General features: G+C 67.5%; 14 protein-coding genes. 6 read left to right on the top strand and 8 right to left on the bottom strand.

Annotated elements, in window-relative coordinates; genetic code table 11:
- Positions 1-325 precede the first annotated feature (325 nt).
- Positions 326-1,279: a hypothetical protein gene (locus tag M5C98_RS17435; protein ID WP_272548724.1), complete on the top strand. Its 954-nt coding sequence runs from the start codon at positions 326-328 to the stop codon at positions 1,277-1,279.
- Positions 1,280-1,326: 47 nt separating this feature from the next.
- On the opposite strand, the gene lspA is transcribed toward M5C98_RS17435, so the two are convergent.
- The 3 genes from lspA to M5C98_RS17420 form a co-directional block, all read right to left on the bottom strand.
- Positions 1,327-1,839, bottom strand: a complete 513-nt coding sequence (gene lspA / locus M5C98_RS17430; protein WP_272548723.1) for a signal peptidase II — start codon at positions 1,837-1,839, stop codon at positions 1,327-1,329.
- Entirely contained in the window at positions 1,839-4,718 is a 2,880-nt protein-coding gene (gene ileS / locus M5C98_RS17425; RefSeq protein WP_272548722.1) for an isoleucine--tRNA ligase, read from the bottom strand. Before ileS ends, lspA begins: the two co-directional genes overlap by 1 nt.
- Positions 4,719-4,827: 109 nt before the next feature.
- Positions 4,828-5,868: a bifunctional riboflavin kinase/FAD synthetase gene (locus M5C98_RS17420; RefSeq protein WP_272548721.1), complete on the bottom strand. Its 1,041-nt coding sequence runs from the start codon at positions 5,866-5,868 to the stop codon at positions 4,828-4,830.
- Positions 5,869-6,034: 166 nt separating this feature from the next.
- Here M5C98_RS17420 and M5C98_RS17415 point away from each other — a divergent pair, with 166 nt between their 5' ends.
- The 4 genes from M5C98_RS17415 (at position 6,035) to M5C98_RS17400 (ending at position 9,631) form a co-directional block, all read left to right on the top strand.
- The gene (locus tag M5C98_RS17415) at positions 6,035-6,592 is read left to right on the top strand and encodes an HNH endonuclease (protein ID WP_272548720.1); all 558 of its coding nucleotides are present in this window, start codon (positions 6,035-6,037) and stop codon (positions 6,590-6,592) included.
- A gap of 115 nt (positions 6,593-6,707) precedes the next feature.
- Positions 6,708-7,691, top strand: a complete 984-nt coding sequence (locus tag M5C98_RS17410; RefSeq protein WP_272548719.1) for a TRAP transporter substrate-binding protein — start codon at positions 6,708-6,710, stop codon at positions 7,689-7,691.
- A gap of 120 nt (positions 7,692-7,811) precedes the next feature.
- The gene (locus M5C98_RS17405; RefSeq protein WP_272548718.1) at positions 7,812-8,327 is read left to right on the top strand and encodes a TRAP transporter small permease; all 516 of its coding nucleotides are present in this window, start codon (positions 7,812-7,814) and stop codon (positions 8,325-8,327) included.
- Positions 8,328-8,347: 20 nt separating this feature from the next.
- Complete coding sequence (locus M5C98_RS17400; protein ID WP_272548717.1) at positions 8,348-9,631, top strand: TRAP transporter large permease; 1,284 nt, start codon at positions 8,348-8,350, stop codon at positions 9,629-9,631.
- A 77-nt stretch (positions 9,632-9,708) separates the two neighbouring features.
- Here M5C98_RS17400 and M5C98_RS17395 read toward each other — a convergent pair whose 3' ends face one another.
- Together M5C98_RS17395 and M5C98_RS17390 are read right to left on the bottom strand one after the other, a co-directional pair.
- A complete protein-coding gene (locus M5C98_RS17395; RefSeq protein ID WP_272548716.1) occupies positions 9,709-11,022 on the bottom strand; it encodes a tetratricopeptide repeat protein in 1,314 nt (437 codons plus the stop codon).
- A gap of 215 nt (positions 11,023-11,237) precedes the next feature.
- A complete protein-coding gene (locus tag M5C98_RS17390; RefSeq protein WP_272548715.1) occupies positions 11,238-12,545 on the bottom strand; it encodes a glycoside hydrolase family 18 protein in 1,308 nt (435 codons plus the stop codon).
- Between the two features lie 180 nt (positions 12,546-12,725).
- Between M5C98_RS17390 and M5C98_RS17385 the strand changes: the two genes are divergently transcribed.
- Positions 12,726-13,853, top strand: a complete 1,128-nt coding sequence (locus M5C98_RS17385; RefSeq protein ID WP_272548714.1) for an esterase-like activity of phytase family protein — start codon at positions 12,726-12,728, stop codon at positions 13,851-13,853.
- 23 nt (positions 13,854-13,876) lie between these two features.
- Here M5C98_RS17385 and M5C98_RS17380 read toward each other — a convergent pair whose 3' ends face one another.
- The 3 genes from M5C98_RS17380 to M5C98_RS17370 form a co-directional block, all read right to left on the bottom strand.
- Positions 13,877-14,992 (bottom strand): acyl-CoA dehydrogenase family protein, encoded by a 1,116-nt coding sequence (locus M5C98_RS17380; protein ID WP_272548713.1) that lies wholly within the window; start codon positions 14,990-14,992, stop codon positions 13,877-13,879.
- 44 nt (positions 14,993-15,036) lie between these two features.
- Positions 15,037-16,242 (bottom strand): acyl-CoA dehydrogenase family protein, encoded by a 1,206-nt coding sequence (locus M5C98_RS17375; protein WP_272548712.1) that lies wholly within the window; start codon positions 16,240-16,242, stop codon positions 15,037-15,039.
- Between the two features lie 63 nt (positions 16,243-16,305).
- The gene (locus tag M5C98_RS17370; RefSeq protein WP_272548711.1) at positions 16,306-17,019 is read right to left on the bottom strand and encodes a YceH family protein; all 714 of its coding nucleotides are present in this window, start codon (positions 17,017-17,019) and stop codon (positions 16,306-16,308) included.
- Positions 17,020-17,025: the final 6 nt, after the last annotated feature.

Raw genomic sequence — 17,025 nt, 5'->3', positions numbered from 1 at the left:
CTCGGGCTTGCCTATGGGAATGGCGCTTCGCATGCGCACGAAATCGTTCGCACGGCGCATTCGCAAGGGTTCCTGGTGGGGCATCCTCTGGCCGGCAAAGACCTGTTTTCCTTGCGATCGCACTGGAGCCGCCATGGTTACGCCTCTTTCCTCTCGCAACGCTCGGCCGGCGCAGCGGGCCGTAGTGACTGGCACCGATGCGTTGACGGTGACTCACCCCATCTCCGCGCCGTCTTCCCGAACGGCTTGTGCCGGACTGCCGGCGCGTGCGGCATCGTCCGGGGGGCTTCCTCCGCGCCAGTACTTCCCGTTTTCAGACGCGGCAATGCACCAGCAGAACGACGCTCGGCTGCGTCCCTACGTCATGGCCCGCGCAATCGATGGCCGGGTGGTGGACAGCGCAGACCTTGCACGGCTGAGGCTGGCCAATCGAACGGTCGATGCAGTTCGCGAAATGCTGCCTTTAGGTCGGGGCAATGTGGCCAGCGATATCGAGCGCACGCGGGGAGAAAGCTCACGCAGAAGCGTTGCCTGCAATGCCATGACGTACCAGTTGATCCAGATGGCAGGGTGGCCGCGGGTGCAGGCACGGGCCACGGCTGCGCTGTTCGCGCAGACGGGAACCTGCGACGAGCATGCTGCGCTTGGCGTCATGTTGCATGCACCCTCTTTGCGGCCGGGTGAGGTGCTGTATCAAGTGACCTCCTCGCAGATTGGCCATGTGTGGGCCGAGTGGAGGCAAGAGGCAAATCCTCACAGTGCCTTTGCTTTGGTCTTGGATCCGTGGATGGATGGCCCTGCCGTGTTCGCGTCCGATGGCCAGCTGTCGGACGTGCAGGAGAGCACCCAGTCTTATTTCAACTTTTCTCAGACCTCCGGCCTGGCCGCAAAAGCCCGGACAGATTGGCTGATCGCGAGTAACGGGCAGGGGCTGGCTGCGATGTTCTTTCAGGCGAACGCAACGGTTGTGCCGGATTACCGCTGGCCGCCCCACCTCACCTATCGGGGCATGCCGGTGATCAGCCGGGCTTTCGAGTTACGCGTCCAGACCAAACTCAATCGTGCGGTCGACATCGCCAAGGCCACCCGGTTCGGTGTTTCCAGCGATGCGCTGGCGGCACCACCCAGCCTGCAAAAAGCCCGACGCAGCCTGCTCAATGACACCCTCGCAGTGGGCGTGGCCCGCGAGATGAAGCCCGGCCTCAGCATTCGGGATGCACAAAAGGAAGTGCCCGGCCTGTTGAATGGCGCGAAGCACCAACTTCGCAAAAGCCGCTGAAATTTCCGGGTGCGAGCCCTCCGCAGTCGGGCCCCCCCGACCACGGCTCAGGAAGAGCGCTTCACCCTCAGCAGCTCATCCAGGATCAGGCAGGCCGCTCCCACCGTGATGGCCGAGTCCGCCAGGTTGAAGGCCGGAAAGTGCCAGCCCCGCGCGTGGAAGTCGAGAAAATCCACCACGTAGCCGTGCATCATGCGGTCCACCACGTTGCCCACGGCGCCGCCCAAAATGCTGGACAGTGCAAAGCAAAACAGCTTCTGCCCGGGGTGCGCGCGCAACTGCCACACGATGAACAGCGTGGCCGCCACACCGATGCCCGTGAACACCCAGCGCTGCCAGCCGCCCGCGTCCGCCAGGAAGGAGAAGGCCGCGCCCGTGTTGTGCGCACGCACGATGTTGAAGAAGCTGGTGATGTAGGTGGCATCGCCCAGCCGGTAGTAGCCCAGGATCAGCGTCTTGGTGAACTGGTCGGCGATCAGGATCAGCAGCGCCCAGACGAGCCAGGGCCACATCTTGCCGCCAGCGGCGGAGGAGGGGGACGAATAGTTGCTGCGGGCCATCACGCGTGCTCCCGCGCTTCGCCGGCGCCATACAGGTTGCTGGTGCAGCGGCCGCAAAGGGTCGGGTGGGCCGGGTCCTGACCCACATCGCTGCGGTAGTGCCAGCAGCGCTCGCACTTGGTATCGGAACTGGCCTGCACGCTGATCCGCAGCGCATCGCCCGCCACCAGTTCGATCGCGGACGTGATGAAGACGAACTTCAGATCGTCGCCGAGGCTGGCGAGCAGCGCGTGGTCCTCGGGGGCGGCAGTCAGGGTGACCGTGGCCTGCAGCGACGAGCCCACCTGGCCGGCCGCGCGCAGCGCTTCGATTTCCTTGTTCACCGCATCGCGGATGGCGCGCAGGCGCGCCCACTTGGCCAACAGCCCTTCGTCAGCGCCCGCGATGGCGCCATAGGTTTCCAGGAAGATCGATTCGGACGTGCCGAACACCTTCCACGCCTCTTCCGCCGTGAACGACAGGAAGGGCGCCATCCAGCGCAGCATGGCGTGCGTGATCTGGTAGAGCGCGGTCTGGGCGCTGCGGCGCGCCAGGCTCTTGGGCGTCGTGGTGTACAGGCGGTCTTTCAGCACGTCGAGGTAGAAGCCGCCCAGGTCTTCCGAGCAGTAAAGCTGCAGCTTGGCCACCACGGGGTGGAACTCGTACACCTGGTAGTGGGCCAGCACTTCGGCCTGGAACTCGGCCGCTCGCGTGAGCGCATAGCGGTCGATCTCCAGCATCTGGTCGAACGGCACGGCGTCGGCCTTCGGATCGAAGTCGCTCACGTTGGCCAGCAGGAAGCGCAGCGTGTTGCGGATGCGGCGGTAGGCGTCCACCACGCGCGCCAGGATCTTGTCGTCGCCCGCGATGTCGCCCGAATAGTCGCTGGCGGCCACCCACAGGCGGATGATCTCGGCGCCGAGCTTCTTGTTGATCTCCTGCGGGTCGATGCCGTTGCCGAGCGACTTGCTCATCTTGCGGCCCTGGCTGTCCACGGTGAAGCCGTGGGTCAGCAGGCCCTTGTAGGGCGCGCGGCCCTCCAGCGCGCTGGCCAGCAGCAGCGAGCTGTGGAACCAGCCGCGGTGCTGGTCGTGGCCTTCCAGGTACAGGTCGGCCTCGGGGCCGGTGTCGTGGTGCACGCCCGGGTGCGTGCCGCGCAGCACGTGGAAGAAGGTGGAGCCGGAGTCGAACCACACTTCCAGGATGTCGGTGCTCTTGGTGTAGCAGGCGGCATCCTCGGCGCCCAGGATGTCTTCGGGCGTCACGCGGCTCCAGGCCTCGATGCCGCCCTTCTCGACGATATCGGCCGCCTGGTCCATGATTTCCATGGTGCGCGGATGCAGCTCGCCCGAGTCCTTGTGCAGGAAGAACGGGATGGGCACGCCCCAGCTGCGCTGGCGCGAGATGCACCAGTCGGGCCGGTTGGCGATCATGTCGTGCAGGCGGGCCTTGCCGTTCTCGGGGTAGAAGCTGGTGTGCTCGATGGCCTCCAGCGCCGTCTGGCGCAGGGTCTTGGGCGCCTTGTCCTTGGTGAACACGCCTTCGCCTTCGTCCATGCGGATGAACCATTGCGCGGCCGCCCGGTAGATCACCGGCGTCTTGTGGCGCCAGCAGTGCGGGTAGCTGTGGGTGATGTCCTTGGTGGCCATCAGGCGGCCAGCGTTGCGCAGCGCCTCGATGACGACCGGCACGGCCTTCCAGATGTGCTGGCCGCCGAACAGGGGGAAGTCCGCCGCGTAGGTGCCGTTGCCCTGCACGGGGTTCAGGATGTCGTCCAGCGCCAGGCCATGCGCGCGGCAGGAGTTGAAATCCTCCAGGCCGTAGGCGGGCGAGGAGTGCACGATGCCGGTGCCGTCGTCAGCCGTGGCGTAGTCGGCCAGGTACACGGGCGACAGGCGCCGGTAGCCGGCATCGACGTCGTAGAGCGGGTGTTCGAACTCCAGCCCGCCGAGCTTTTCGCCCAGTGCCGTGGCCAGCACCTGGCCGGTGAGGCCGTAGCGCGCCATGCAGTCTTCCACCAGCGATTCGGCCAGCACCAGCAGGCCGCGCTCGGTGTCCACCAGCGCGTAGGTCAAGGCGGGGTTCAAATTCAGCGCCTGGTTGGCGGGGATGGTCCAGGCGGTGGTGGTCCAGATCACCACGAAGGCGTCTTTGGACAGGCTACCGGAGGGGCCTTCCTGTCCTTGCAGGCCGAAGGCGGCGGCCAGCTTGGCAGGTTCGTGCGCCTTGAAGGCCACGTCCAGCGTGGTGCTCTTCTTGTCCTGGTACTCGATCTCGAATTCGGCCAGCGACGAGCCGCAGTCGAAGCACCAGTACACGGGCTTCAGGCCCCGGTACACGAAGCCGCGCTCCATCACGCGCTTGAACGCCCGGATTTCGCCCGCCTCGTTGGCGAAGTTCATCGTCTTGTAGGGGTTGTCCCATTCGCCCAGCACGCCCAGGCGCTGGAAGTCGCCCATCTGCTGCGCGATCTGCTCGGTGGCATAGGCGCGGCTCTTGGCCTGCATGTCGTCGCGGCTCAGGTTGCGGCCGTGCTTTTTCTCGATGGCGTTCTCGATCGGCAGGCCGTGGCAGTCCCAGCCGGGCACGTACAGCGCGTCGAAGCCTTCGAGCTGGCGCGCCTTGGTGATCATGTCCTTCAGGATCTTGTTCACTGCATGGCCCATGTGGATCTGGCCGTTGGCGTAGGGCGGGCCGTCGTGCAGGATGAACTTCGGTGCGCCGCAGCGGGCGTCGCGCAGCTTCTTGTAGATGCCTTTTTCGTCCCATTCCTTCACCCAGCCCGGCTCGCGCTTGGGCAGATCGCCGCGCATCGGAAAGGCGGTGTCGGGCAGGTTGAGCGTGGCGCGGTAATCTGTGCCGGTGGAAGGGGTGGGGTTGGCGTTCGTGTTCTCGGACATGGCAAGACCTAAGGAGCGGGCCGTTCCGGGCCATGGCCTGGAACGCAGGAAGAGAAAGAAGATGAGGGGGCGGACGGGGCCGCAGGGCTGCGCTGCGGCACGGGGACCGTCAAATTCGGTCGCGCGTGGTCTGGCGACGGGTCTCGGCGTGCGTGGCGGCGGAGAAATACGCACGCGCGTCATCGCAGTCCTGGGCGATGCCGCGGGTGAGGGCGTCGAGGCTGTCGTATTTCAGCTCGTCGTGCAGTTTGTGCAGGAGTTCCACGCGGGCGATTTTACCGTACGCCCCTTCGGGTCCCAGATCGCGGGGCCAGTCCAGGCAGTGCGTCTCCAGAAGCACGCGGCCGCCGTTCACGTCCTTCGGGTCGAGCGACGGGCGCACGCCCAGGTTGGCCACGCCCGGCAGGGGATCGGCGGCCAGGCCGTGCACACGCACGGCGAAGATGCCGCCCGCGGCGGGTTTCCAGTGGGCAAAGCGCAGGTTGAGCGTGCGAAAGCCGTCGCCGGCGCCTTCGCGGCTGGCGCCCAGTTCGCGGCCGAGCTTGCGTCCGTGCACCACGTGGCCCGAGATGGCGTAGGGCCGGCCCAGCAGCCGGGCAGCGTCTTCCATGCGGCCGGCAGCCAGGGCTTCGCGCACGGCCGAGCTCGACACGCGCAGGCCGTGCACCTCGTAGCTGTTCATCCGGGCCACTTCGAAGCCTTGGCTGCGGCCGGCGCTGTCCAGCATGGCGTAGTCGCCCGCACGCTGCGCGCCGAAGCGGAAATCGTCGCCCACCAGCACGTAGCGCGCGCCCAGGCCGCGCACCAGCACGTCCTCGATGAAAGCCTGCGGCGGCTGGCTGGCCAGCCGTTCGTTGAAGGGCAGCACCACGGTCTGCTGCACCCCGCAGCGGCGCAGTTCGTCCAGCTTGTCGCGCAGCGTGCCGATGCGGGCGGGCGCCAGTTCGGGGCGCTGGCGGGCGCCGGCGAAGTAGTCGCGCGGGTGGGGTTCGAACGTCAGTACGCAACTGGGCACGCCGCGGTGTGCCGCCTCGTTGTTCAGCAGTGCCAGCATGGCTTGGTGCCCACGGTGCACGCCGTCGAAATTGCCGATGGTGAGGGCGCAGGCCGATGCAATGTCGGGGTGATGGAAGCCTCGAAAGATCTTCATCGGAGTGCTTTACTTTTGATAGCGCCTTGCGCAGGTGTACCAAGCGCTGGACGCCAATTTGTCATGAACGGAGTATATTGTGAGCCACAGGCCGGCCTTGGCACGCCGTCCGTGAGACATCAGCGTTCTGAATCCTTGTGTGCATCGTTGTTCCAGGAGGCGAGTTGTGAAGGTCTTGAAGTTGTCGGCCCAGGGGCTGCCCCAATCGTGGATTTCGCTGGAACAGGCAGTCATTCACTATGCCGCGGGCGAGGTGCGCTGGGAATCCGGCGGCCAGATCGCCCGGTTCCGCGGCGGCCACAACGCGGTGACCGGCGAACAGTCGGTCATCGGTGTCAACAGCATCATCGGCACCAAGGGCGTGCCGGCCATCAACCCGTTCAACCTCAAGCCCAGCCTCACCAACGGCAAGCTCTTCGCCCGCGACCGCAACGTCTGCGCGTACTGCGGCGGGCACTTCCACGAAGAAGACCTCACGCGCGAGCACATCGTGCCCTATGCGCGCCAGGGCGTGGACCACTGGATGAACGTGGTCACGGCCTGCCGCCCCTGCAACCACCGCAAGGGCCCGCGCACGCCCGAGCAGGCGCACATGCCGCTGCTCTATGCGCCCTACGTGCCCAGCCTGTGGGAAGACTTCATCCTGCGCAACCGCCGCATCCTGGCGGACCAGATGGAGTTTTTGATGGCGCACGTGCCCAAATCGTCCCGCCTGCTGGACTGATCGAAAAAAAGCGCCTGCGCAGGTACTTTCCCCGAGGGCAGGGGCCGAGGGCTGCGGGAATAATCCTGCCTCCTTTGTCACAACGCCCCCTGGGGGCCCAGATCGGACCGTTTCCATGCGCATTGCTTCCCGCCGCCTGTTGCTGGCCGCCGCCGTTGCCGGCTTGCCCACCGTTTCCGTGTTCGCCCAGCAGGCCAAGGAAGCCAAGGTCGGCTATGCGCTGGCGATCAACTCGCACTACGGCGCCGCGGCCCAGGCCTGGGCGGACACGGTCGAGAAGGGCACCAACGGCGCCTTCAAGTTCAAGCAGTTTCCCTCCAGCGCCCTGGGCGGCGAGCGTGAGCTGATCGAAGGCCTGCAACTGGGCACCGTGGAGGCGGTGATCGTCTCCACCGGCGCCCTGAGCAACTTCGTGCCCGATGTGGGCGTGGTGGACATTCCCTTCCTGTTCCGCGATACGGCCCATGCCCGCGCGGTGCTGGATGGGCCCTTCGGCCAGGACCTGCTGGGCAAGTTCAAGGCCCGGGGCCTGATCGCCCTGGCCTGGGGCGAGCAGGGCTTTCGCCACCTGACCAACAACAAGCACCCGGTGAGCACGCCGGCGGACCTCAAGGGCCTCAAGATCCGCGTGACCGAGAACCCCGTGCACATCACGGCCTTCCGCACGCTGGGCGCCTCGCCCACGCCCATGTCCTGGCCCGAGGTGATCGGCGCGCTGCAGCAGGGCACGATCGACGGGCAGGAAAACCCCATGTCGGTGATCGTCTCCGCTAAGCTGCCGCAGGTGCAAAAGTACCTCTCGCTGACCGGCCACGTCTATGCGCCCATGGCGCTGATCGTGTCGCCCAACTTCTGGGCGGGCCTCAGCGATGCGCAGAAGGCCACCTTCACCCAGGGCGCCAAGGCGGGCGCGGCGGCGTCGCGCAAGTTCGTGGACGACGTGGAGCAAAAGGGCCTGGCCGAAGTCAAGGCGGCCGGCATGCAGGTCGTGGAGTCGGTGGACAAGGCGGCCTTTCAGAAGGCCCTGGAACCTGCCTACAAGCAATACGCCACCAAGTTCGGCCAGAAGACGCTGGACCAGATCACCGGCACGAAGTGACGGTGGCCGGCGCGCCCGGAGCCTGTCCGGCGTGCGCTTTTCCTCTGCCCGGCCTAGCCGGGCTTTTTCCGTTTTGATCGATCGACCGACAGATTGGCGCCGGCAGGTGCCCTCCTTCCCATGCTGAACCGATTCGAGCGCGCGCTGGTAGCCTTTAACCGCTGGCTGCTCATCATCCTGCTGCTGGCCATGGCCTGCATCGTCTTCGCCAACGTGGTGCTGCGATACACCACGGGCGATTCCATCGTCTGGGCGGAGGAGGTGGCCCGGCACCTGATGATCTGGGGCACGTTCCTCGGGGCCGGGCTGGTGCTGCGTTTCGGCGGGCACGTGGCCATCGACAACCTGCACCACACGCTGGGGCAGACTGGCGCGCGCTGGTTGCGCGGCCTGATCGTGGCGGGGTTGGGCGTGTTCTTCCTGGTGATGGCGTGGTTCTCGGTGCAGTACGTGTGGGCCACGCGGTTCCAGACCACGCCGGCCACCGACATCGCGTTCGCGTGGATCTATTCGGCCATGCCGGTGGGCTTCCTGCTGCTGTTCGTGCACCTGCTGTTCATGGCCCGGGGCTATGTACGGGATGGGCGCTATGTCGAGTCCGACGAGATGGACGCCGAGTCCGCCGCGTCGCTGTGATGTTCCAAAGGACCTGACCCATGGCCATCACTCTCTTCGTTTCCGCCATCGTCCTGATGGCGCTGGGCTTTCCCGTCGCGTTCGCGCTGGCCATGTCGGCCGCGATCGCGGTGTTCGTGGGCGGGCGCTATCCGCAGCTGATCGTGTTCAAGGAGATGTTCACCGGCATCGACAGCTTCCCGCTGATGGCCGTGCCGTTCTTCATCCTCGCGGCCGAGATCATGTCCGGCGGCGCGCTCACCGTGGTGCTGCTGCGCTTCGCGGCGCAGTTCGTGGGCCATCTGCGCGGCGGACTGGGGCATGCCAACATCCTGTCGCTCACGCTGTTCTCGGGCATCTCGGGCTCTGCACTGGCCGATGCGGCGGGGCCCGGCTCGATGATGGTCAAGATGATGGACAAGGCGGGCTACTCGCGCGCCTACGCGGCGGCGCTCACCGCCAGCACGGCCATCGTGGGGCCGATCATTCCGCCCTCGATCATCATGATCATCTATGCGCTGCAGGACGAACAGGTGTCGGTGGGCGCGCTCTTCATCGCCGGTTTCGCGCCCGGGCTGCTGATCGCCGCGGCCATGGCCTTCGTCAACTGGCGCGTGTGCGTGCGCCGCGACTACCGCTCGCGCGAGCCCCGGCCGAGCCGGGCGGAGATGCTGTCCAACAGCATCCGCGCCATCCCGGCGCTGATGCTGGTCGTGCTGATTCTGGTGGGCATCCGCTTCGGCATCTTCACGCCCACCGAGGCGTCGGTGGTGGCGGTGTTCTACGCGCTCATCTGCGGCAAATGGATCTACCGCACGCTGGAGTGGAAGGCGCTGCCCCACATCGCCGCGCGCTCGGCATTGCTCACCGCCTCGGTGCTGCTGGTGGTGGCCGCGTCGGCCGCGTTCGCGTGGGTGTTGACCATCGAAGGCATTCCCCAGCAACTGGCAGAGACCATCGTGGGGTGGAACCTGTCGCCCGTCACCTTCCTGATCGCGGTGAACATCCTGCTGCTGTTGTTCGGCATCTTCATGGAGCCGCTGCCGGGCGTGATGATCCTCGTGCCGATCCTGGCGCCCATCTCGGCGGCGCTGGGCATCGATCCGATCCACTTCGCGATGGTGGTGATCGTCAACCTCACCCTGGGCATGATCACGCCGCCCGTGGGCGGGCTGCTGTTCGTGACCTCGGTGGCCACCAAGGTGCCGCTGGCGGCCCTCACGCGGGAGTTGCCGCCCTTCCTGCTGGCGCACCTGGCGGTGCTGATCCTGCTGACTTTCGTGCCGGCGATCTCGACCTGGCTGCCGCACGCGCTGGGGTTCTGATCCGGCGCGAGATGCCATGAAAAAAAGCGCGGCACCGGCCGCGCTTTTTCTTTGGGGGCGCCGTGGGCGCCCCGCCGTCAGACCGCCTTGCGCGCCGTGACGATGAAGCCCTGCACGGGCGCGTTGTTCTCGTAGCGCAGCACGGTGTCTTCCACTTCCACGGTTTCGAAGCCTGCCGCCTTGCACAGCGCCACCACATGGCTGCGCTTGTGGGCGTAGCGGCCGCTGGGCTGCAGCACCATGTCCGGGCCCGCTTCGTCCGACGTCTCGCAAGAGAAGATCAGCTCGCCCTGGGGCACCAGGATGCGCAGGGCGTTGGGAACGGTCTCGGTCAGGTCGCCGGTGTAGATGAACACGTCCAGCGCGGCCAGCACGTCGTAGATGGCGTCGGGTGTTTCCTGCAGGGCGTCGAGCAGGTTGACGTGGTGGAAGCGGTCGTACACGTTGTGGCGGCCGGCCTGCTCGATCATCTTCATCGAGATGTCCACGCCGATCAAAAAGCCGTCCAGCCGGCCCAGGCACACGCCAAGCAGGCCCGTGCCGCAGCCCAGGTCCAGCAGGTTGAGCTTCTTGTCCGGGAAGCGTTCGAGGATCTTGTCCGCCACGCGCTTGGGCAACTGGTAGCGCAGGCCGCGCACCATGTGCTGGTCGTACATCTCGGCCAGGCTGTCGAAGAGGCCGCGGTTCAGTTCCGGCGGCTGGTGCTTCGGCGTCACGCCATGGGCCAGCGCGGCGTAGTAGGCATAGACCGAGTCGCCAGGGGCCAGTTCCAGCAGCGTGGTGGTGTCGGCGACGGCGCGGGCGGGCGTGCCTGCAGCGAGGTGTGCCTTCACGCGGCCGAGCAGCGATTCGGTGTCGGCCGGGTTCTCGGCGATCAGGCCGCTCCACAACTCGACGGATTCGGCGTGCGCGCCCTGGCCGCTCAGGTCGCGTGCCAGCTGGCGGCGCAGCTGCGCATCGCCCGGCACGAGTTCCAGCCCGCGGCGCAGGTGGCGCACGGCCATGTCCAGGTGGCCCGCGCGGTGCGCGACGTCGATCACGCCGGCCAGTACCACGAGGTTGTTGGGTTCGATCCGAGCGACCTTCTCCGCGGTGCTCACTGCTTCGTCGAACTGGTTCTGGCGTGCCAGCAGCAGGGCCAGTTCCAGCAGGCCAGGGCCCCAGTCCGGCGAGATCGCCACGGCATGGCGCAGCGCCTCGAACGCCTTGGGCAGGTTGCCGGCCTTCTCCGCCATCAGGCCCGCCAGCATGAATACGCGGGGATCGTTGGGGGACTGCTGCTGGGCCTTGTTCAGCGTCAGCGCGGCTTTCTGGAGTTCGCCCTGGGCGATCTGCGTCCTGGCGGTTTCAAGGTGTTGGCGGTTGGGGTCTGCGAGGGGTGTTGCGCTCATGTCGGGAGGGGCAAATAGGGGGAGGCGCGCATGTTCGGCGCCTTCAGGATGGGTGGACGATTATCCCGGATTCGCTGCGGGTCCCGTTCGGGCATTGGCCGCGCTGCGACGAGGGCGTTGCACCATGCCTGCGCGGGGCGGGCACGGGCCTGAAAAAAGGCCGCTGCGACCCAACGGGCGGCAGCGGCCTTCCACCTTTGGCGATCCGTGATCGGTCAGCGCGAGAGTTCGTCGCCCACGGCGCGCACCAGCTCGCCGCCGTCGCCCGACAGTTCCCAGAACATCATGCCGCGCAGCCGTGCCAGCTTCACGAAGCGGGCCTTCTCGCGCAGGGTCTGCGCATCGTCGAAGGTCCAGAACGTGGTGCCGTCGAACAGCCAGGCCGAGCGGGCATGGGCATCCCAGTAGCGGGTGAAGCCCGGCTTGGCCTTGAGGGTCTGATAGTCCTCGATGCCGGCCTCGTACGTGCCGGCTGGCACGCCCGTGGCCGGCTGGTACAGGCCGCGCTGGGCGTTGGTCACGCCCGTCCAGCCGCGCGAATACAGCGGCGCCCCGACGACGATCTTGTGGGCCGGCACGCCCGCCTGCAGGTAGCGGCCCACGGTCTCGACCACCGAGAGTTTCTGCGCACGGGCCGGATCGTTCGGGTTCGGCGCGAGCGCGGCCTGGTGGTTGGTGGTGCTTTCCCAGGCGCCGTGCAGGTCATAGGCCATCACGTTGATGAAGTCGAGCGACTGGGCCACCTCGGCCAGTTCGATCTTGGCGGCGGTCTGCGGGCCGGCCGGCGCGGCGATGGTCAGGCGCAACTGCGGGTCGATCGCATCGAGCTGGCGGCGAAACTCCTGCAGCAGCAGCGTGAAGTTGCGGGTGTCCTCGGGCCGCACGGTGTTGCCCTCGGCGCCTTCCGCGGCCGGGTATTCCCAGTCGATGTCGATGCCGTCGAACACGCCGGCGGCCGGCCCGTTGCCCGCGGTGCTGCCGTCGGTGCGCCCCTTGATGAACAGGTCGATGCAGGAGGTGACGAGCGCGCTGCGGGACTCTGCCGTCAGCGCGGCGTCGGAGAACCATTTCGACCCGTTCCATCCGCCCAGCGCGATCAGGACCTTGGTGCCAGGGTAGGCGCGCTTGAGCGCGAGCAATTGCTGGAAGTTGCCGCGCAGCGGCTGGCTGGCATCGACCGCCTGGCCGTCCACGCTCTCTTCGGCGGCCCAGGCGCGGTCCACGTCGGCGTAGGCATCGCCCAGCTGGCAGACCACCGGGCCGGTGCCGCCGGCCTGCGCGGGCTGCACGTTGCCGAATGCGTAGTTGATGGTGGTCACGGCCGGAACGCCGCCTTGGGCGACCAGGTCCTTGACCTTGAAGTTGCGCGCGTAGATGCCCCAGGACGTGAAGTAGCCGACGACTTCGCGCGGCTGGGCGGCGCTGCCCCCGCCGGGGCCGTGGCCCGTTCCGTGGCTCCAGGCGCTGGTGGCCATCAGGGTCATCAGGTGGATGGCGGCAATCTGTTTGATCAAGGTGCGCATGGCGGGAAAACCTCCGGAGCTGTTGTTGGGGCGGTCACTATAGCGAAATTCCACCTTTTGGAATGTGTGAAATTTCCCTGCAAAATGCCGGGCCGCGAGCGCCATCAGCCTGTCATGCGGGCCCGCTAAGGTCCGGCGCTGGCCACCCCCTGCCACCCAACTTTGTCCAAAGAGCCGCCCATGTTCCGACCCATCGCCTGCGCCGCCGTTCTCTCCGTGTTCCTTGCCGCCTGCGGAGGCAGCGATGGCGGCGCCCGCGACATCAGCGTGCGCCTGATCGGCGAGCAGACCGTGCCGAACACGCTGCAGGTGGGTGGCACGGTGGTGGGTGGCCTCTCGGGCATCGACTACGACGCGGCGCGCGACACCTGGGTGCTGGTCAGCGACGACCGCTCCGACAAGAGCCCCGCCCGGTTCTACACCGCGCGCCTCACGTTCGACCAGTCCACGTTCGCGCCCGTGCAGTTCCTCGCCACCACGCCCTGGCGCCAGGCCGACGGCAGCGTGTACCCCGCGCGCACGGCCTCCACGGCGGCCAGCCCCGTGCCCGATCCGGAGGCGATCCGCATCGATCCGCTCGACGGCAGCCTGTGGTGGACCAGCGAGGGCGATCGCAGCCTGGGCCTGGACCCGTTCGTGATGCATGCCGATGCCAGCGGCCGGGCCCTGGGCGCGCTGCCCTGGCCCGCGGCGTACCGCATGTCGCCCACGCAGGCGACCGGTGCGCGCAACAACCTCACGCTGGAGGGGCTCAGCTTCTCGGCCGACGGCGCATCGCTGTGGGCCGCCATGGAGGCGCCGCTCTACCAGGACGGCCCGGTGCCCACGCCCACGGCGGGCGCGTATTCACGCATGCTGCAGTACAGCCGCAGCGGCGCGGTGCTGCGCCCGGTGGCCTATCCGGTCGATCCCATCCAGGCGGTGCCGGGCACGGGCAAGAACGCGGACAACGGCGTGTCGGAAATGCTGGCGGTGGACGACCACCGCTTCCTGGTGCTGGAGCGCTCGGGCGTGCAGGGCAGCGACGACCTGTACCGCATGTACATCCGCCTGTACGAGATCGACACCCGGGATGCCACCGACGTGAGCGGCATGGCCTCGCTGGGCTCGGGCGGCTTCACCCCGGTGCGCAAGCGCCTGGTGCTCAACCTGAACACGCTGGGCCTGCGCACGCTGGACAACATCGAGGGCATGGCCTGGGGCCCGCGGCTGGCCAACGGCCACCGCAGCCTGGTGATGGTGTCCGACAACAACTTCAACGACACGCAGATCAGCCAGTTCCTCGCGTTCGAGGTGCTGTCCGAATAGCCTGCCGCGCCGGGCCCGCCCCGTCAGGCGAAGACGCCGGCCGTGTCCTGCATGCGCGCCGACACCTCGCCCAGGTGGTGCAGCGTGTCGCCGTAGGTCATCTCCAGCTGCGTGAGCTTCTTGAAGTAATGGCTGCCGATGTATTCATCGGTCACGCCGATGCCGCCGTGCAACTGCACCGACTGCTGGCCCACGAAACGCATCGAATGGCCCAGCTGCACCTTGGCGCGGGCGATGGCGCGGCGGCGCTCGTCGGCCGGCGCGTTGAGCTTGAGGCTGGCGTAGTAGCTCATCGAGCGTGCCAGCTCCAGCTGCATCTTCATGTCGGCCACGCGGTGGCGCAGGGCCTGGAAGCTGGCGATCACCACGCCGAACTGCTTGCGCTGGTTCATGTAGTCCACGGTGAGCGACACGGCCTGGTCCATCACGCCCACGGCTTCGGCGCACACGCCTGCGATGCCGGTGTCCACCGCCAGGGCCAGCGCGGCCAGGCCGTCGGTGGCGACGAGCGTGGCGGGTGCGTCGGCCAATTGCACCTCGGCGGCGCGGCTGCCGTCCTGCGTGACATAGCCGCGCGTGGCGACGCCCGGCGCGCTGCGTTCGACCAGGAAGAGGGCGATCGCGCCGTCCAGCTGGGCCGGCACCAAAAAGGTATCCGCCTGGTCGCCGGCCGGAACGATGCTTTTGATAGCTGTCAGCGCATGTCCTGATTGCGCTGGGGCCGCTTTTGCCTCGCACACGTCGAGGCGGTAGCGGGCCTTGCGCTCCTGCTGCGCCAGCACCACCAGGGCCTCGCCACTGGCGATGCGGGGCAGCCAGTCGGCCTGCACGGCTTGCGGCGCGTACTGGCTCAGCACGCTGCTGGCGATGAAGGCCTGGGCGAGCGGCTCCAGCACGATGCCCCGGCCCAGTTCCTCCAGGGCCACCATGGCGTCCACCGGGCCCTGGCCCAGGCCGCCATGCGCCTCGGGCACGGTCAGGGCCGTGAGGCCCAGCTCGGCCAGTTCGTTGTAGGCCGCGCGGTCGAAGCCGCCGCCGGCCACGATGCCGCGGCGGCGCTCGAAGGTGTAGCCCTTGTCCACCCAGCGGCGCACCGCGTCGCGCAGCGATTGCTGGTCATCCGAGAAATCAAAGTCCATGTTTCACTCCTGGCGAAGTTCTCGCCCTGGCGGGAGGGGTGGGTTCAGCCCAGAACGGTCTGGGCGACGATGTTGCGCTGCACCTCGTTGGAGCCGCCGTAGATGGTGGTCTTGCGCAGGTTGAAGTAGTTCGCGGCCAGCGGGGCGTTGGCCACCTCGCCCCCCGGAAAGCCGCCCAGGGCGCCGGCGCCGGCATCGCCCTGCCAGCCGGCCTCCATCGCTTCCTCGATGAAGGGCAGGCTGAAGGGGCCGGCGGCCAGCATCATCAGTTCGGCATAGCGCTGCTGGATCTCGCTGCCGCGGATCTTGAGCAGGCCCGCGATGTCCAGCGAGTTCTTGCCCGACTTCTCGGCCGACAGCACCCGCAGCACCAGCATCTCCAGCGCGACGATGTCCACCTCCAGCAGGGCGATCTGGTCGCGAAAGCGAAGGTCGTCGTACAGGCCCTCGGCGCGGGCGATGCGCTTCAAGCGCTCCAGCTCGCGCTTGCTGCGGTTCACGTCGGCAATGTTGGTGCGCTCGTGGCTCAGCAGGTGCTTGGCGTAGGTCCAGCCCTTGTTCTCTTCGCCGATGAGGTTCTCGGCAGGCACCTTCACGTTGTCGAAGAAGACCTCGTTCACCTCGCATTCGCCGTCCAGCAGCTTGATGGGCCGCACCGTGACGCCGGGCGACTTCATGTCGAGCAGCAGGAACGAGATGCCGGTCTGCGGCTTGCCTTCCGTGCTGGTGCGCACGAGGTTGAACATCCAGTCCCCGTACTGGCCCAACGTGGTCCAGGTCTTCTGGCCGTTGACCACGTAGTGGTCGCCCACGCGCTCGGCGCGCGTCTTGACCGAGGCCAGGTCCGAGCCCGCGCCGGGCTCGCTGTAGCCCTGGCTCCACCACACCTCGCCGCTGGCGATGCCGGGCAGGAAGCGCTTTTGCTGCTCGGCATTGCCGAAGGCCATGATGACGGGCGCCACCATCACCGGGCCGAAGGGAATGATGCGCGGCGCGCCGGCCAGGGCGCATTCCTCTTCGAACAGGTGCTTTTGCACGGCGGTCCAGCCCGGGCCGCCGAACTCCTTGGGCCAGCCGAAGCCCAGCCAGCCCTTTTTGCCCAGGATCTTGGCCCAGCCCTGCATATCGCCCCGTGTCAGGCGCAGGGCGTTGTGCACCTTGTGGGAAATCTCCGGGGGGAGATGCTCTTTGACCCAGGCGCGAATCGTTTCGCGAAAGGCCTGTTCTTCGGGGGTGAATGCGAGATCCATGCGGTGTGTCTCCTCGGGCTGCCGGTTCGAGCCGATCCGCCGGTTGTAGCACGGTCGTGCTTTTTACTCCTGTCCGGGCGGCGACACGGGCGCAGCGCCTTCCGGCTCCGGTTCCTCCAGCCCCAGTTCCCGGCACAGGCGCTGCACGGTGGCGCGCAACTGGGCCACCTCGGCCTCCAGCGCGGCCACGCGCGGGGCCAGTCCCTGGGCGGCGGGGCCTTCGCTGGCCGACGGGCCGGCGGCGTACTGGCTCGCATCGACCGGGCCGCACAGCAGGTGGGCCCAGCGTTGCTCGCGGGCGCCGGGCGCGCGGGGCAGCTGCACCACCAGCGGGCCGCCTTTTTCTTCGCTGCGCGACTGCAGCTCGTCCAGGAAGGCCTCCACCGAGGAGATGTCGGCAAACCGGTGCCAGCGTTCGGAGTTGATGCGCAGCTCGCCCGCGGTCTGCGGTCCGCGCAGCATCAGCAGGGCCAGCAGCACCGCCGACTGGTCGGGCACGCCGATGCCGCGCGGGAAGTTGTGCTCGAACTTCGTCGCCCGGTTGCCGCCGATCTCGACCGCCAGCGTGCGCAGGCGCAGCGAATCGAGCGCCTCTTGCGCTTGGGGCTCGGTCAGCTGCATCACCGGGTCGCGGCTGCTCTTTTGGTTGCAGCCGTTCAGCACGCCATTGAGCGTGAGCGGGTAGCTGTCGGGCACGGTGCGGGCTTTTTCCATCAGCGTGGCGAGCACGCGGGCCTCGGTGGGCGACAGGGGGCGGGTGCGGGGATCGAAGGGCATGGCGGG

Origin of the sequence: Acidovorax sp. NCPPB 3576 (assembly GCF_028473605.1) — a bacterium.
Classification (GTDB): domain Bacteria; phylum Pseudomonadota; class Gammaproteobacteria; order Burkholderiales; family Burkholderiaceae_C; genus Paracidovorax.
Note: the sequence above shows the minus strand (reverse complement) of the source record. Positions and strands in the feature narration are given on the sequence as shown.

Coding starts and splice junctions, on each gene's coding strand:
- M5C98_RS17420 (WP_272548721.1), bottom strand. CDS start 5,868: ATGAAGATCTTTCGAGGCTTCCATCACCCCGACATTGCATCGGCCTGC.
- lspA (WP_272548723.1), bottom strand. CDS start 1,839: ATGGCCCGCAGCAACTATTCGTCCCCCTCCTCCGCCGCTGGCGGCAAG.
- M5C98_RS17380 (WP_272548713.1), bottom strand. CDS start 14,992: ATGGACTTTGATTTCTCGGATGACCAGCAATCGCTGCGCGACGCGGTG.
- M5C98_RS17390 (WP_272548715.1), bottom strand. CDS start 12,545: ATGCGCACCTTGATCAAACAGATTGCCGCCATCCACCTGATGACCCTG.
- M5C98_RS17400 (WP_272548717.1), top strand. CDS start 8,348: ATGGCCATCACTCTCTTCGTTTCCGCCATCGTCCTGATGGCGCTGGGC.
- M5C98_RS17435 (WP_272548724.1), top strand. CDS start 326: ATGCACCAGCAGAACGACGCTCGGCTGCGTCCCTACGTCATGGCCCGC.
- M5C98_RS17385 (WP_272548714.1), top strand. CDS start 12,726: ATGTTCCGACCCATCGCCTGCGCCGCCGTTCTCTCCGTGTTCCTTGCC.
- ileS (WP_272548722.1), bottom strand. CDS start 4,718: ATGTCCGAGAACACGAACGCCAACCCCACCCCTTCCACCGGCACAGAT.
- M5C98_RS17395 (WP_272548716.1), bottom strand. CDS start 11,022: ATGAGCGCAACACCCCTCGCAGACCCCAACCGCCAACACCTTGAAACC.
- M5C98_RS17370 (WP_272548711.1), bottom strand. CDS start 17,019: ATGCCCTTCGATCCCCGCACCCGCCCCCTGTCGCCCACCGAGGCCCGC.
- M5C98_RS17410 (WP_272548719.1), top strand. CDS start 6,708: ATGCGCATTGCTTCCCGCCGCCTGTTGCTGGCCGCCGCCGTTGCCGGC.
- M5C98_RS17375 (WP_272548712.1), bottom strand. CDS start 16,242: ATGGATCTCGCATTCACCCCCGAAGAACAGGCCTTTCGCGAAACGATT.
- M5C98_RS17405 (WP_272548718.1), top strand. CDS start 7,812: ATGCTGAACCGATTCGAGCGCGCGCTGGTAGCCTTTAACCGCTGGCTG.